The sequence below is a fragment of the Halomonas sp. Mc5H-6 genome (assembly GCF_024124705.1).
GTDB lineage: Bacteria > Pseudomonadota > Gammaproteobacteria > Pseudomonadales > Halomonadaceae > Vreelandella > Vreelandella subterranea.
Genome location: NZ_JAMXSI010000001.1, coordinates 622,986 through 637,725 on the forward strand (window position 1 = coordinate 622,986; position 14,740 = coordinate 637,725).

Here is a 14,740-nt window from a genome sequence, read left to right on the forward strand (position 1 = left end):
ACCCTAGAAGTTGAGGATCGGGCGGTTTTGGCTAAATAATGCTTTGACCTGCCTCTCACTGAGCGGTGTTACACCATCGACAAGCGCTTCGAGAGGCAACTTCAGGTCATCGAGCACTCGCTGGGGAACGTTCAACTGATCGATATCATACATCTCGAGCATGTCGATGGTCGGCAGACTGGCCTTCTGCCCCGGGGCGCCTGCAAGCTGTTCCCTGCACAACGCCAACGCGCCCTGCCCCATGAACAGCAGCCTTACAGATTGGCCAAAGGCGGCGCCAACCAGAGCGGCGTCTAGCCCCTCACGCAGCCAGTTCGAATCATGGGGGGCATGACGAATGATCACCAGCAGGTCTTCTGATTCACGCATGGACGGCCTCAACTGGCAAAGGTAATCAAACGGTCGCAGCGCCGTTGCAGCGTCAGCAACTGGCCAAGCCCGGTCAACTCGAAGGGCGCTTCCAGGTTGAAGGCATCATGGCCATGGCGGGATGCTTCAGATTGACTGATGACACCACGCCTCAGCGCAGCAGCGATACATACATCCAGGGCTACATCGTGCTCTTTATGAAGCGCCTTCCAGGCGTCGCGCAGGTTCAGCTCGTCCTGCGGCGGTGTCATTAGCATTGACGCATTATGAACACCGTCGTGATAGAAGAAAACGCCAACGAGCCGATGCCCCCTTGCCAGCACCGCATGGGCAAACCTGAGCGCCGAATGAGGCGCCGGTTGGCTATAGGGGGCCCCCATGACTAACAGTCCGTAATCCATTGCCCTTACCTATCGTGGTGTGGCTAATGATATCGCGCACATAATAAAAAAACAGACCCTAATGATAGGGTCTGTTGGGCTTATCGCTCTGTTTAACGCCAGATCGGTTAATCGTTGCTCATGAAGCCCAGCAGCGACAGCAGGCTGATAAACAGGTTGTAGATAGAGACGAAGAGCGTGATGGTCGCCAGAATATAATTCGTCTCACCCTGGCGATGGATGATTTCACTGGTCTGGTAAAGAATGGCCGCTGACGAAAACAGCACGAAGCCAGCCGACACCATTAGCGACAGCGCGGGAATGTTGAAAATCAACGCCGCCACCATCGCGAGTACCAGCACGATCGCACCGGCCACCATGAAATTGGCTAGGAAGCCAAAATCTTTCTTGGTTATCAGGGCAACGGCTGAAAGGCCGATGAAGGTGATACCGGTCATGGCCAGGGCATTCATGATCAAGGCGCCGCCATTGGGCAATGCCAGGTAGGCGGACAGAATCGGCCCTAGGGTGAAGCCCATAAAGCCCGTGAAGGCAAATGTAGACAGCAGGCCTAACGCTGAGTTGGCCGTTTTATGGACCAGGAACATCAACCCATAGGCACCAATGAAGAACACAAAGATGTTCAGTTGCTGAACGCCCATTGCGACCGAGGCGCCTGCGGTGACCGCAGAGAAAAGCAGCGTCATCGCCAGCAACGCGTAGGTGTTACGCAGCACTTTGTTGGTGCTAACCGAATTGGCCACACCGCCAGAGGCTGATTGCGCAATATGTGAGTCGTTGTAACTCATGTGTTCATGCTCCGTAATGATCTATCAAACAATTGACCAGCATGCCGTTCCCAAGTTCCAGACGCAAGTCTTTGTCTTACACGCTCTTCGTCTTTAGTGATTGGATATTCAATCCTGTATCAGTTTAGCAAGCGCTAGCGTTGAACCGGAAATCGTCGTTGTAAACTACGAAGTCGGCATTTATTGGCCGCACAACACCTCCTTTAACCTTTCGGAAGCGAGCCTGCCATGAACGTACTGATTAGCCAACCTAGCTTGGTACGTCTTCCTCATCGTCTTTCAGGGGCGTGTTGTTGGTAACCGCGGTTTGACGTGCGTCCTGAGGGGCGTTGTAGAGGCGCGCATCAATTACATGCAGTACCGCTAATTGTGCAAACAACACAACAAAACAGATAATCAGACCTTTTAGCATGGCGGCTTTCCATAAGGGCTCCCAATGAGCCTTATAGCTGCATATTAGTGCAACGCCGTACCAATACAATCGATATTTTACGCGTAGCTTGCCCGATGTTCGGAACTTGCCAGGATAGCCATCAGCCAAGCTGGCAAGCGCCGCTCCAGGTAATAACCGGGTGACCAGGGTGAGCCTTCAATAAAGCCCACATGCCCCCCTTGGCGATGAAACTCAAGCGCCACGCTATCAGGTAATGACGCTGGATGTGGCACACTATCTGGGTAAAGAAATGGGTCGTCTTGTGCCTGGATGATCAGTGTCGGCACAGTAATCGACGAAAGGAAGTGCAGGCTGCTGCATCGCTGGTAGTAATCGGCAGCGCTTGAAAAACCGTGCAATGGGGCTGTCACCCGCTCATCGAATTCCCACAGCGAACTAATCCCCTTTAGCGATCCCAAGGCTAGCAGCCTTGCGTATTCATCGGGGTCGCCATTTATCGCAAATCGCTGGCGCTTGTCTGTCATGTAATGACGCAGGTCGCGTAAAAAGCGTGCCTGGTAAACTTTCGACATGCCCTGGCGTATTCGCTTGGCACTGTGATCCAAACGGAACGGTACCGAAACAGCGGCGGCTGCCTGCAGCGGTGTATCACTGCCCTGCTCGCCCAGGTATTTCAACAGTACGTTGCCGCCCAGCGAATAACCAATCACCGCCAGGGGCTGGGCCGGTCGGCGCATGGACAGCATCCCGACAACCTCAGCGAGGTCGTCACTCACCCCGGAATGATAACCGCGAGCGAGTCGATTGGGTTCCCCAGAGCAACCCCGCCAATTCACCGCCACGCTCTGCCAGCCTTGCATGGCTAATGCCTGCTGCTGGCCGAGGATGTAACGCGACGAAGAGCTGCCGGTCAGCCCATGAAGCAGTATGACGCAAGGCGTGTCGTCGTCACCGCCGCCATACCAGTCGAGATCGATGAAGTCCCCATCCCTTAGCGTCAGCCGCTCCCGTTCGCGCGCTAAAGGCAAGGCTGAGCGAAATAATGGGCTATACAGTGTTTGCAAATGACCGGCGGACAGCCAACGGCAGGCACCAAACAAGGACATAGGTAATAAAACCATAAGTATCAAAGAAGAAAGGAATGACTGATAGAAGTACACAAAATATTGTCAGAGTGCCAGCGCTGCTGGTGTTTATCGACCTAGCTCGGTTACTCTGACCGTTCAATTTTTGAAGGGTGATCGCATCAATGTTGGGATTCCTGCAGGGATTTTCCTATGGCCTCTTCATGACCTGCCTGCCCTGGTTACTGATCGGCCTGTACAACCCTGGCATAGCGCTCCCGGTGGCAACCCAAGGGCGGCTGCAGGTCGTCTTCCGCTATTGTCTGGTCATCCCTTTCATCAGCATGCTGCTATGGCTGACCTCTCTTTGGGGTGGTTTCAGCCCCAGCCTGCTCGGCTGGTTGGCGGGCATCGTGGCCATCCCGGCGGCACTGCCCATAGAGCGAACGCTGCGCGGATGGCTTGCTCGCCGCCGTGAACGTCGCCGCGAGGCTCAAAGTATCGCCGAAGCGCAACGGCGCCGAACCCAGGAGGAGCGCAAGGCCTATGAGGCTGGCGTATCGGTGCTCGATCCGGCAAGGCCACCCGAAGGCGCCGACGATCTTGTGTTGGCCATGTGTCGGACCAAACAGAGCCTGCTGGATGTCAAACGCCCTGACCTGGCGATTCTCGCGGACCGTCTCTATAGCCGCTACCGTCATGTCATGGATGTCCTGAGCGGTCGCTTCCACACGGGTGAGCTGGCCTTTGAGCGCTCCCGTGGGCTGGTTACTCAGGTGTGTCTCGGCGCGGTGGATACACTGACGACCATGGCCTCCCAGGCCCGCGGCGTGGTCAGCGTGGATGGTCAATACGTCCGCGGTCGGCTGGAACGGGATGGCAATCGGCTAAGCGACGAGGAGCGTACCGCCCTGGTGCGTCGGCTCGACCTGCTGGTGGAGACCGAACACCGGCTCAATGAGCTTTCCGCCCGAATAGAATCGGCACTTACCGTGCTCGACGATACCGCCGTTTCCATGGCACGCATCGAAACAACGCGACCTCAAGCGTCCGTTACCACCGAAAAAGCGCTGGAGGATCTGCGCCGCTTCGTCGAAGGGGCCGATCGTTATGCACGCAAAGACTGATCCGGCAGTCATTGATACAGTAAAGTATTCACGACGCTTCTTGATCACTCAGTTTTTATCCTCTGGAGACGCCCATGACTCAGCCATCGGATGACCAACCTCGCCTCTCATTGCCACCCGTGGACGAGATTGCCAGCCAATTGGGGGCGCATCGGGACGAGTCGCTTGAGCCTGAAAGTCAGGACATTGACCCCGAGCTCACGTCCATGGCTGACCGTTTTATAGAGGACATTCTTGGCGAGGGTGATGAAGCGTCGGCGGTTCGCCAACGCCGTGCCGTGGACGAAATGGGCCTGGAACTTCAGCAGCAGGCCGCCCATCGCAGTGCCATGCTGCAAACACCGCTTCGCAAGCTGGCCCACCAGGGCGACGAAGGCGGGCCGGTTGCCAAGGCACTGAGCGACCTGCGGGGCCGCATGGAAGGTCTCGACCCCACCCGTCACCGCCTGGCGCCCAGTGCACTGGACCGCGTGATGGCGATCATTCCCGGCGTCGACAGTCGCCTGCAGCGCTACTTTCGCAAGTTCGAGAATGCCCAGCAGGCCCTGGACGCAATCATCGAGGACCTGGAAGGTGGTCGCGATATGCTGCATCGTGACAACCTCACCTTGAGCGATGACCAGAAGGCGCTCAATGACATCCTCAGCGAGCTCAACCGCCAGATCGCGTTGGGCCGTTTGATCGACCAACGCCTTAAGGATGATGTTGCCGAGCGCGACACGCATGATCCGCGGCGTCAATTTATCGAAGAGGAACTGCTCTTTCCGCTTCGTCAACGCATTGTCGACCTACAGCAACAGCTGGCGGTGAGCCAGCAGGGTGTATTGGCGCTGGAAGTCATCATCCGCAACAACCGGGAATTGATGCGTGGCGTGGACAGGGCCATCAACGTGACGGTCTCGGCCCTCACTGTGGCAGTGACGGTCGCCATGGCGATGGCCAATCAGCGTCTGGTACTGGATCGTATCGAATCCCTCAACGCCACCACATCCCAGATGATCGGCGGTACCGCCAAGGCGCTACGCCAGCAAGGCGTGGACATCCAGAAGCGGGCCTCCTCGGCGATGCTCGACATGCAGGTGCTCGAGGAAGCGTTTGGCGAGGTGATGGGCGCAATCGACGACCTTTCAACCTATCGTCAGGAAGCGCTGCCTCGCCTGGATGAGCAAATAGACCGCCTCGCCGCTTTGTCAAAGCAGGGAAGCGCGTCTATCGAACGTCTACGAGAAGGTAATGAGGCGCAACCGAAGGACGGCCCCGCCTCCACCTGATGGGTCCGCGCCCTATAACGGCTACTTGAAACGCGAGGAAGCATCCCGGAAAGCCTTGCGCATCAATTCCCAGGAATCGTCCATGCCCTGGCGGACGGTATCCCAGGCCTCTTCGCTGGCATGGCGCAGTTCCTCAAGCCTTTGCTGAGTCTCCGCCTGGCGTTTCTTGAGTTGCTCGATATCCTCGTGGTACTTGACCCTGGCATCGTCACTGGCCTGGCGGGCCTGAGCGGTTAGCTTGTCGATCTCAGCATTCCACTCGTCGAGCTTGGCTTTCATTTCCTCGATGAACTCATCGCGTTGGCTCATGGCCATCCTCCCCTTGCGGTAATGGATCCGGAAAATGCTATCTCCAGTTTCCTGGAATCTGTTGATCGTCGAAAGGGCTTAGGTTCGCCCCTTTTCGCTCGCTGATAGCTCCTCTGGCTTGGGCGGCTCACCGACCTTCACTGCCCCAAGGTCTTCGTGGGACAACCCACGGAACAACGCGAACATCATGGCAAATACTAGAATGAACATTGGCAGACCGACAACGGTAATCACCTCCTGCAATGCCGTCAGTCCCGCGTCGCCAGCAAGCACAATAAGCATGGCCGCCAGCATGCCTTCAGAGACACCCCAGAACACCCTCTGATGCCAAGGGCCAGGATCAGGGCTGCCGGTGCACAGCATATCGACCACCAGTGACGCAGAGTCCGAGGACGTGGCAAAGAAAATAGCCACGATGACAACGGCCAGGCCTTGAATCAATGTAGCGGCCGGGAAATTCTCAAAAAACGCAAACATGGCAAGCGGAATGCTTTCACCAACGGCCGCAGACAGGACACCGGCCTGCTCGCCCATTGCTTCCCGGGCCTCAGGCCCAATCCCGTCAATCTCCATCGCCGACCAGCCGAAGATCGCAAACCAGATCAGCGTAAAAATAGAGGGGGCGAACAATACCCCAAGGACAAACTCACGGATGGTCCGTCCACGAGAAATCCGCGCCACGAATATGCCGATGAACGGCGACCAGGTAACTGTCCAGGCCCAATAAAAGACGGTCCAACTGCCCTGCCAGCCCCAGCCACTGCCATCATCGTTGGTATAGGTCGCCAGTGTGTCATTCCAGAATGCCATGGGCAGCAGGTTCGATATGTAGAGGCCAAAGGTCTCAACAACGGCACGCAGAAGGAAAACGGTAGAGCCTGTAAAAAGCACAAACACCATCAGGCCAACAGCCATGCCGATATTGATATTGGAGAGCCGTTTTACACCTGAATCCAGCCCCGCCACGATAGAACCAACAGCAACAGACGTCAGAATGGTGATAATGACCACCTTGGTAATCACTGCATCCGGAATATCGAACAACTCAGTTAATCCTGCATTGATCTGCTGGGTACCGAGGCCAATGGAGACCGCCACGCCAAAGAGGGTGCCGAGAATGGCAAAGATATCGAGGCCTTTGCCGACAGGACCATAAATCCGCTCGCCTATCAGTGGGTAAAAAACCGAGCTGAAACGCATCGGCAGATTGTAACGATAGATAAAGTACGCAAACGCAAGGCCCGGCATGGCGAAGATCGCCCAGGTATGCAACCCCAGGTGATAGATCGAAAAGCTCATGGCATCGTCGGCGGCTTCTACAGAGAAAGGCTCAACATCAGGCCTTGGCGGCGTTGTAAAATGGGAAATAGGTTCCGCTACCCCCCAGAACATCAATACCGTGCCGATACCACCTGCAAACAGCATGGCGAACCAGGAGACATTGCTATAGGCCGGCGTTGCATCATTGCCACCTAGTCGGATTGCCCCGAAACGGCTGATCGCTACCCAAAGTAGAAAGGCTACCCAGCTCGTCACCCCAAAAATAAAGAACCAGCCTAGATTGGTAACGATCCATTCCCGGCCAGCACCGAAGGCTTCCCCTATGGGGCCCGGCGCAATCAGAATCACGACCAGAAAAAGGATCATGATCCCAGCAGACGTGAAAAATATGGTGGGGTCCGTCCTGAGACCAAGCTTCCGCGCAAGTGCATCCATCATCGTTACTCCTATCGCCTTTCCGACAACATAGGAGTTGTTGGCCGATGACGCCATGTTACGAAGAGTGCAGGCCCTTCTTCGGCTGGATTTATCTGTGTAATACTCGTTTGTGGCAATGATCCCTCACTATCAACAAGCCGGAGTTTGTTCATGTCGCGTGCTATCGAAATTCCCGCCGCCGACGGTACCATCGATGCTCACATCTTCACGCCCGGGAACGCCAAAGGCCCCTTTCCGGCGGTTATTCTGTTCACGGATATCGGCGGTCTGCGCCCCTGCTATCACGAGAAAGCCCAGCAAATCGCCAGCAATGGCTATGCCGTATTGATGCCCAACGTCTACTATCGCGATGTAAGCGGCGCTGTCGTGCCTGAGGGCAAATCTTTCCGCGACCCTGACGTACGACCAACGCTATTAGAGTACGCAAAACATCTCACACCCGCGGCACAATCCCGTGACTTCGTCGCCCTTCTAGACGGCATCGATAACGCAGCCGAGTTCGAGAAAGGCAGGATGGCGGTGGTTGGCTATTGCATGACGGGGGCCTTCGCACTGCGCATGTCGGCTGAACACCCCAACCGCGTGGCGGCGGCGGCCGGCTTTCATTCGGCCCGGTTGGCAGAAGCAGACGACCCTAACAGCCCCATCCATGTAGTCGGCGACATTGAAGGGCGCGTCTATTTCGGTCATGCCGACCAGGACGAACTTTTGCCCCCCGAGCAGATCGCGCGCATGGACGCGGCGTTAGCCGCCGCTGGCGTGCACTTCACCACCGAGCTCTACAAAGGCGCTGCCCACGGCTTCACGGCCAAGGATGCCCCTTCCTTTAACGCAACCGCCAATGCGCTGCATCACAAGCGCTTGGCCTTGCTCCTGGAAGAGACGTTGTAAGTAACGTTTGAGCGGCAGCGGTCCATCTGTATGGGCCGCGATGAAGTCAGCGCTCAGCCTGACCGCCAGAAGCTGACAATCTCAATGACTCTTAAAGAAATTGAGCACCTGCCCGTTTGAATAACTAGATCATCATTATCACGCCAACCCTGCAATCAAGTTTGCTCGGGAAGGCAGGGCCACGTCATCTTCCATCCATCATCCCTCCCCTGCCTCTTTGTCGTACATTACCACTCGGTTCCTGCCTTTACGCTTGCCACTGTAAAGCATCTGATCTGCCCGCGTGATCAGGGTCTCGAGGTCGATGTCCCCGGTGCGCGCAATAGCGACACCTATCGTAACGCTTGGACATAGCGTTTCCATTTCTTCCTGTAACGGCAGGTCTGCGACCTGTTGTTTCAGTCTTTCTGCCACCATTTTCGCGTTTTCAGGGCTGATATTCGGAAGGGCCACTACAAATTCTTCACCGCCAAAACGCCCTATCACATCCGTGGGGCGAAGGCATTCCGTACAGACCTCTGCAATCTTGGTTAGAACCCAATCCCCACGACGATGGCCCCAGGTGTCGTTGATGGATTTAAAGTGGTCCACATCAATCATGAAAAAACCGAATGGCACCTTTTCCCGTTGCGAGTGTTGCAACAGCTTTTCAGCCAAGTTCATGAAATGACCGCGATTATTGAGTCCCGTCAGGCCATCCCTCTCGGCCACTACGCGCAACTGCGTTTCCAGTGATTTGCGGTGCGCGATTTCCTCATGCAACTGCTGATTTTGATCGCGCTCTTCGTGAAGCAACGCAAACTGCTTGCGTTGTAGGCTCTCCAGGCGTAGCAAGGCACAGAACCCCACCACGTTGGCCATAATCAACAGCAGCGCTATACGCAGTATTGTCATTGGGCCAATCTCCGCAAACAACGCTGAAAAGGCCAGAAACCCAATATTCAAATAGAGGCTGGCGAGCGCCGCCACCGTCAGCAGGTTGGGAATCAAAAGATAAAAAGCCATAGTGGCTACCACCACCGCTGTTACCTGTGTGGGAAGGCTGTCAGGGCGCAACGGCACAATCAAAATGATACCTGTCGCCAGTAGCCATAGCGGCAAAGCATGCAACCAGACTTTGCTGGAATAGCCGCCCCAGCGCCCGATAGCGAAGGCCAGGAAAAGGCAAAGACTCACCACCCCGATACGCATAGCGAGCAGCAAATAAAACTCTCGGGTGATGCCGAGAAGGTAGTAATCCGAAATGGCAAACATGCCAAAGATCAACGCGGCCACCGTCAAGTAAAGGCAGGACTCAAACCGCACCCTAGACGCAATGGACCTGCGATACATTGACTCACTTCCACTTTCACAGAACTGACCGGTCAACCAATGCACCTGATAGTGCGTTTTTAGTGACGACAAGACCCCATACTCCCCGAGTAAAACGGCGATTGCCTCAGACTTTGACCAGCGCAGCTGACTTCGCCGATCTTTAGCTGAGAAAATAGCTCATGTTCCCACACCTTGATGTTGGTTCCATCAACCCTGAATACCGCATGTGATGCATTTATGTTGAACGCAGGCTTTCTAATGAGCCAGTGTTATACCGTCTCGGCATGACACAACGATATGCCCAAACAAGGGAAACCAAATGTTCATATTACTCGATGATATGTCGCTTCCAGCCGCTGTTGCCCTCTTCAGTTTTTGCGCAGTTGTCATTGGTATCGTTGGCACCCGACTCACTCGAGTGGTTGATAACCTAGCTGATCGCACTGGCTTAGGCGAAGCTATTGCGGGAGCGGTTTTGCTTGGAATGGCTACCTCGCTATCAGGCATTGTGGTGTCGGTCTCTTCTGCCTGGACCGATAAACCCGAGCTGGCAATGAGTAATGCCCTGGGTGGTATCGCCGTCCAGACGCTATTTTTAACGATCGCCGACATGGTATATCGGCGCGCCAATCTGGAACACGCAGCAGCCTCGCTTGGCAACCTGATTCAGGGGGCATTACTTTTGTGTCTCCTCAGCCTATTGCTGGTGGGGCGTTTTGCGCCTGAGTGGACTTTCTGGCAGATACATCCGATCACACCGTTATTATTTATTGCCTACCTATTTGGTCTAAGGCTGATTAAAAATGCTCACACACGCCCCATGTGGTCCCCGACAAGAACCCGCGAGACGCGTGAGGACCAGCCCGATGAATCGTCTGGAAAGCTTACGCTCAAGCGGCTATGGCTCATTTTCCTGGGACTCGCGCTGGCAATAGGCTTCACCGGCTGGTTGCTGGAACGTAGCGCGACGATTATTGCTGCCGAAACAGGGCTTAGCCAAGCCGCCGTCGGCGTCCTGCTCACATCAGTCGTAACATCGTTACCCGAGCTTGTAACGACGATTGCAGCGGTACGACGGGGAGCGTTAACGCTCGCAGTGGCTGGGATAATCGGCGGCAATGCGTTTGATACCTTGTTTGCCGCCGCATCAGATGTGGCTTATCGGGGCGGCTCGATTTATCACATCATTCCCAATCATGTGATGCTATGGGTGGCCCTTACTGTATTGATGACGGGGGTGCTCATGCTGGGCCTTCTGCATCGCCAAGAGCAAGGGCCGGGCCGTATTGGCTTTGAAAGCATGGCAATAATCGGCCTTTATTTGGCGGGAATAATCATACTCTTCAACTAGCAGTGCGAAAGCGATCATCCCCGCGAAAAAGTACTGTACGTATAAGCCCTTATGGGTGACCGACATTCGCACCAGTTCAAGCCAACACCTCCTGGGCATTGATCAGCGTCAGTCGCCCGGTTTGGAAAGCGCCGGTATCGATATAGAAAACATTGCCCAGCCATGTCGGCTGCTCAATGATCGTATGCCCGACCACCACGGCATCGATACCGGTCACCGGCGCTTTGTCCATACGCTTGATACGGGAACGCCCCCACACAATTTGTTCTTTTTCGGCAGGGCCTGCATCTTCAATCATTGACCAGTCAGTGGGCGGCTCAGCATGAACAATGCCTACCTGCTGCCCCATCACTTCAACCTGGCGCGCATAGGGCAAATACGCCAACGCCTCGAAGAGTATTTGGCGGACTTCGGTCCGATTCTCTTTGCTCGCCCAGGTACCGCCGTTGATCATCCAGAGGCTTTCAGCGTTTCCACCCCTCTCCAGAGCCTCCAACGCTAGCATTTCGTGATTACCGCGCACGCCGAAAAACCAAGGCTCGAATGGAAGCGACAGGCATTTCATTGAATCAGCGCCCCGATCGATCAAGTCACCCACGCAAAACAGGCGGTCCTTTATCTTATCGAAATCCACGCGAGCCATGGCCTCGATCAGCAAGTCGTACTGCCCATGAAGGTCGCCGACGATGAAGTCCCTTCCCGCGATGTTCTTTCCGTGTTTTTGAATCAAGCTCATTGCGATAGCTCCTGGTTGCAGCAGGATGCTCAGAGGCCCCGAGAAGCGAGGTTGCCAAACGCCTCAGGCACAATTTGGACACAGTGAAAGACCGGTGCATTTAGCGGAAGGGTTATTGAGCAGAAAACGGAAGACCTAGAAACGCAAAAGGCCCCGTCAAAACGGGGCCTTTAAAGCAAGGTGGCGGAGGGACAGGCTGCCGCTTCCACACTTTACGCAGTGTCACCGAGTATCATAACCCGCCCACAAGGCCCGTATTTACCGGATTACTTGTATTATCTAGCATCATCTCCTATCATCCAATTACTTCCCCTATGTGGGGTAGTAAGTTGGAGGATACGAAATGCCCAAGAAAGCCCGAGAACTATCAGCCGCAGAGGTAAGGCGACTCACTGACCCCGGCCTATACGCCGTGGGTGGTGTGGCTGGGTTGCAACTTCAAGTGACGAAGACCGGCGGACGTTCGTGGGTTTTCCGCATCAAGGTGGGCAACCGTCGCCGGGATATTGGCTTAGGTGGCTTTCCTGACGTTCCGCTGGCAGACGCCCGAGCGAAAGCCCGCGCGCTGCGTGACCAGGTTATTGCTGGAATCGACCCGGTAGAAGAAAAGCGCACCGCCCGCCTCGCCCTGAGAGCACAAACAAAGCGCCTCACCTTTGACGAAGCCAAAGAGAAGTTTCTAGCCCTCAAGCGCCATGAGTTCAAAAACGCCAAGCATGCCGCGCAGTGGGAGAGCACGCTGGCCACTTACGCTTCACCGATCATCGGCACTAAGCGCGTGGACGAGATCGCCCTGGCTGATATCGAGGAACTGCTGACCCGAGATAACCTTTGGTTGGCAAAGACCGAGACGGCCAAGCGTTTGCGTGGACGCGTCGAGAAGGTGCTGGATTGGGCCACTGCTGGCGGGCACCGTACCGGCGATAACCCTGCCCGCTGGCGCGGCAATCTGGACGCCCGCCTGCCCAACCCCAACAAGGTAGCCACGAAGGGCCATCATTCCGCCCTGCCAATAGACGACATGCCGCGATTCATGAGCCACCTCACTGAGATGGACGGCAATGGCGCCCGCTGCCTGGAGCTCACTATCTTGACCGCTACGCGCTCCAGTGAGGCCAAGGGCGCCAAGTGGAGCGAGATCGACCTTGAGGCGCGCTTGTGGACGATACCGGCCAGCCGCATGAAAGCAGGCAAAGAACACCGCGTACCGCTCTCACGGTCTGCCCTATCGCTATTAAAGGCCCTGCCGAAGCACGAAGGCACAGACCTTGTATTCCCCTCCGCTCAGGGCAAGCTGCTTTCTGAAAACACCCTGACAGCCGTTGTTAAGCGGATGGACGCGGCGATGCCCGAGGGGCAAGGTTATCGGGATCCAAACACAGGCGGAATTGTCACCGCTCACGGCTTCCGCTCAACGTTCAGGGATTGGGCTGGGGAGCGCACTGCCTACCCTGGCGATATCTGCGAGATGGCGCTGGCCCACACGATCAAGAACAAGGCTGAGGCGGCTTACCGTCGAGGCGACCTGCTGGAGAAGCGTCGCCGACTGATGAAGGACTGGGCGCAATTCTGCGCAGAGGGCGCCGCGCAAGCGAGCGTGACGCCAATACGAGCCCGAGAGGGCTAACAAGGTGGCCCCAGGGTGCTGACACACCCCAGGGCCGACAAATCGGCAACTACTGAGGAGAAGCCGACATGCAAGAACATAATACCACCAACATCGATCAGCTCGGCAAAAATGCAAGCCGCAGGTTTGAAACACTTAGCAGGCTTGAAACACTTGAAAACCGCATCGGCTTAATGGCCACCCTGGCCAACATGATCAACATCGACAGGATGCGTGATGGCAACGAAGGGGAGGAGCCTATCTTCACTGACTACCACTACGGCTCGCTGGTAGAAGCCATCGATATAGTGGCCGAGAGCTGCTATGGAGAGATTGGCAAGCTTGAACAGGAAAATGCAAAGGAGACGCGCTCATGAGCCTATTCAAGATCGTTTTTGCCCGCACTGGCCAAGAAAATTCTATTGAAGCGACCGACTGGCGTGAAGCTGCACGCCAAACTGGCCGCGATGATGCGTGCTTAGTCGAACGAATCGGCGAACGTGCTTACGAAGCCACTTTCGACCCCGACTCACCTACAGCCATCACCTGCCGAGTTCGCCGCGGCACCGATGAAGATGCTTTCCAGTTTGCTTTGGATAGCGTGACTCACGCAGTTGACGGTGAGGCCAGAGGGGGTGCTGGCATTGCGTCGGCTTGATCTATGTTGGGCTGATTGATGGGAAACGGGGCCAAGTGATCCTTGATCCCTGTTTTTAAAGGAATTGCGGCGGAGTATATCTCCGCCTTCATAGTGGCGATAGCCAAAAAACTTGGGAGGTGGTGTTAGGTGGCTTATGACTTAACCCTGCGAAATGCCCTGAGAGAACTCGTGAACGGCAACGCTGAGCCTTTAGCTGAGTTGGTAGAACTTGGATATACCGGCAACCTTCACGAGACTTTGCAGCATTATCCAGAAGCCAGAAAAAAAATGGCCAAGGCGATACGTACCGGGAAGCCCCTCGAGCGCAGAGAGCACCCGTGGGAGCGCCACCTCTTGGATCAGCGTGACTGGTATCTATGCGGCCGAGTCGCCTATTGGATAGGCCGCGGCATGGACGACCGCTGGCAAGATGAGAAGAACGTCCCTGATGGAGCAACAGTTTGGCACTACGCTGCGTCAGAGTGGCCCGAAAACCCAAGTGATGGCTGGCCGGATGTGCCCCGCCCAGCAGTCTCAAGCCTACAGAAAATCTGGCAGGCAACTATCCGAACACCTGACTCTTTTCGGTTGCTGAATATGACACATGAGTTTTGTCTCGGCGTCGAACATGAATTGCCGGATATAGATGACGCAGTTGGATTCATAAGTCACCAACTTAGCAAGGCCGATAGACTTGGATTAATGGATTCCATCTATTCCAAAGAACTTAGCGCAGCTTTACTTAAGACTTGACTCCCCT

Annotated in this window: 17 protein-coding genes; 8 read left to right on the forward strand and 9 right to left on the reverse strand. The window is 55.5% G+C overall.

What is annotated here, in order from left to right:
* Positions 1-3: 3 nt before the first annotated feature.
* From NH395_RS02935 to NH395_RS02955, 5 genes are all read right to left on the reverse strand, one after another.
* A complete protein-coding gene (locus tag NH395_RS02935) occupies positions 4-369 on the reverse strand; it encodes a DsrE family protein (protein WP_253022295.1) in 366 nt (121 codons plus the stop codon).
* Positions 370-377: 8 nt separating this feature from the next.
* Complete coding sequence (gene tusD / locus NH395_RS02940; protein WP_253022297.1) at positions 378-770, reverse strand: sulfurtransferase complex subunit TusD; 393 nt, start codon at positions 768-770, stop codon at positions 378-380.
* A gap of 107 nt (positions 771-877) precedes the next feature.
* Positions 878-1,558: a Bax inhibitor-1/YccA family protein gene (locus tag NH395_RS02945; protein WP_066320603.1), complete on the reverse strand. Its 681-nt coding sequence runs from the start codon at positions 1,556-1,558 to the stop codon at positions 878-880.
* A gap of 250 nt (positions 1,559-1,808) precedes the next feature.
* Positions 1,809-1,970: a hypothetical protein gene (locus NH395_RS02950; RefSeq protein WP_253022299.1), complete on the reverse strand. Its 162-nt coding sequence runs from the start codon at positions 1,968-1,970 to the stop codon at positions 1,809-1,811.
* 77 nt (positions 1,971-2,047) lie between these two features.
* Entirely contained in the window at positions 2,048-3,058 is a 1,011-nt protein-coding gene (locus tag NH395_RS02955) for a hydrolase (RefSeq protein ID WP_253022301.1), read from the reverse strand.
* Between the two features lie 143 nt (positions 3,059-3,201).
* On the opposite strand from NH395_RS02955, the gene NH395_RS02960 reads away from it, so the two are divergent.
* Positions 3,202-4,143 carry a cobyrinic acid a,c-diamide synthase gene (locus NH395_RS02960; protein ID WP_253022303.1) on the forward strand — a complete coding sequence of 314 codons (942 nt, stop codon included), beginning with the start codon at positions 3,202-3,204 and terminating at the stop codon, positions 4,141-4,143.
* A gap of 74 nt (positions 4,144-4,217) precedes the next feature.
* The gene (locus NH395_RS02965) at positions 4,218-5,414 is read left to right on the forward strand and encodes a toxic anion resistance protein (RefSeq protein WP_253022305.1); all 1,197 of its coding nucleotides are present in this window, start codon (positions 4,218-4,220) and stop codon (positions 5,412-5,414) included.
* A 21-nt stretch (positions 5,415-5,435) separates the two neighbouring features.
* On the opposite strand, the gene NH395_RS02970 is transcribed toward NH395_RS02965, so the two are convergent.
* Positions 5,436-5,723 carry a hypothetical protein gene (locus NH395_RS02970; protein ID WP_253022307.1) on the reverse strand — a complete coding sequence of 96 codons (288 nt, stop codon included), beginning with the start codon at positions 5,721-5,723 and terminating at the stop codon, positions 5,436-5,438.
* A gap of 78 nt (positions 5,724-5,801) precedes the next feature.
* On the reverse strand, positions 5,802-7,439 hold the full coding sequence (locus NH395_RS02975; RefSeq protein ID WP_253022436.1) for a BCCT family transporter: 1,638 nt from the start codon (positions 7,437-7,439) through the stop codon (positions 5,802-5,804).
* 153 nt (positions 7,440-7,592) lie between these two features.
* On the opposite strand from NH395_RS02975, the gene NH395_RS02980 reads away from it, so the two are divergent.
* A complete protein-coding gene (locus NH395_RS02980) occupies positions 7,593-8,333 on the forward strand; it encodes a dienelactone hydrolase family protein (protein ID WP_253022309.1) in 741 nt (246 codons plus the stop codon).
* A 198-nt stretch (positions 8,334-8,531) separates the two neighbouring features.
* Here the strand turns inward: NH395_RS02980 and NH395_RS02985 are convergent, their stop codons facing one another.
* On the reverse strand, positions 8,532-9,587 hold the full coding sequence (locus tag NH395_RS02985; protein WP_253022311.1) for a GGDEF domain-containing protein: 1,056 nt from the start codon (positions 9,585-9,587) through the stop codon (positions 8,532-8,534).
* A 379-nt stretch (positions 9,588-9,966) separates the two neighbouring features.
* On the opposite strand from NH395_RS02985, the gene NH395_RS02990 reads away from it, so the two are divergent.
* Positions 9,967-10,998: a sodium:calcium antiporter gene (locus NH395_RS02990; protein ID WP_253022312.1), complete on the forward strand. Its 1,032-nt coding sequence runs from the start codon at positions 9,967-9,969 to the stop codon at positions 10,996-10,998.
* Between the two features lie 76 nt (positions 10,999-11,074).
* On the opposite strand, the gene NH395_RS02995 is transcribed toward NH395_RS02990, so the two are convergent.
* On the reverse strand, positions 11,075-11,734 hold the full coding sequence (locus tag NH395_RS02995) for a metallophosphoesterase (protein WP_253022314.1): 660 nt from the start codon (positions 11,732-11,734) through the stop codon (positions 11,075-11,077).
* A gap of 343 nt (positions 11,735-12,077) precedes the next feature.
* On the opposite strand from NH395_RS02995, the gene NH395_RS03000 reads away from it, so the two are divergent.
* From NH395_RS03000 to NH395_RS03015, 4 genes are all read left to right on the forward strand, one after another.
* Positions 12,078-13,361, forward strand: a complete 1,284-nt coding sequence (locus NH395_RS03000) for a site-specific integrase (RefSeq protein ID WP_253022316.1) — start codon at positions 12,078-12,080, stop codon at positions 13,359-13,361.
* Positions 13,362-13,429: 68 nt separating this feature from the next.
* The gene (locus tag NH395_RS03005) at positions 13,430-13,717 is read left to right on the forward strand and encodes a hypothetical protein (protein ID WP_253022318.1); all 288 of its coding nucleotides are present in this window, start codon (positions 13,430-13,432) and stop codon (positions 13,715-13,717) included.
* Positions 13,714-13,998: a hypothetical protein gene (locus NH395_RS03010; RefSeq protein WP_253022320.1), complete on the forward strand. Its 285-nt coding sequence runs from the start codon at positions 13,714-13,716 to the stop codon at positions 13,996-13,998. Before NH395_RS03005 ends, NH395_RS03010 begins: the two co-directional genes overlap by 4 nt.
* A gap of 129 nt (positions 13,999-14,127) precedes the next feature.
* On the forward strand, positions 14,128-14,733 hold the full coding sequence (locus NH395_RS03015; protein ID WP_253022322.1) for a hypothetical protein: 606 nt from the start codon (positions 14,128-14,130) through the stop codon (positions 14,731-14,733).
* Positions 14,734-14,740 lie beyond the last annotated feature (7 nt).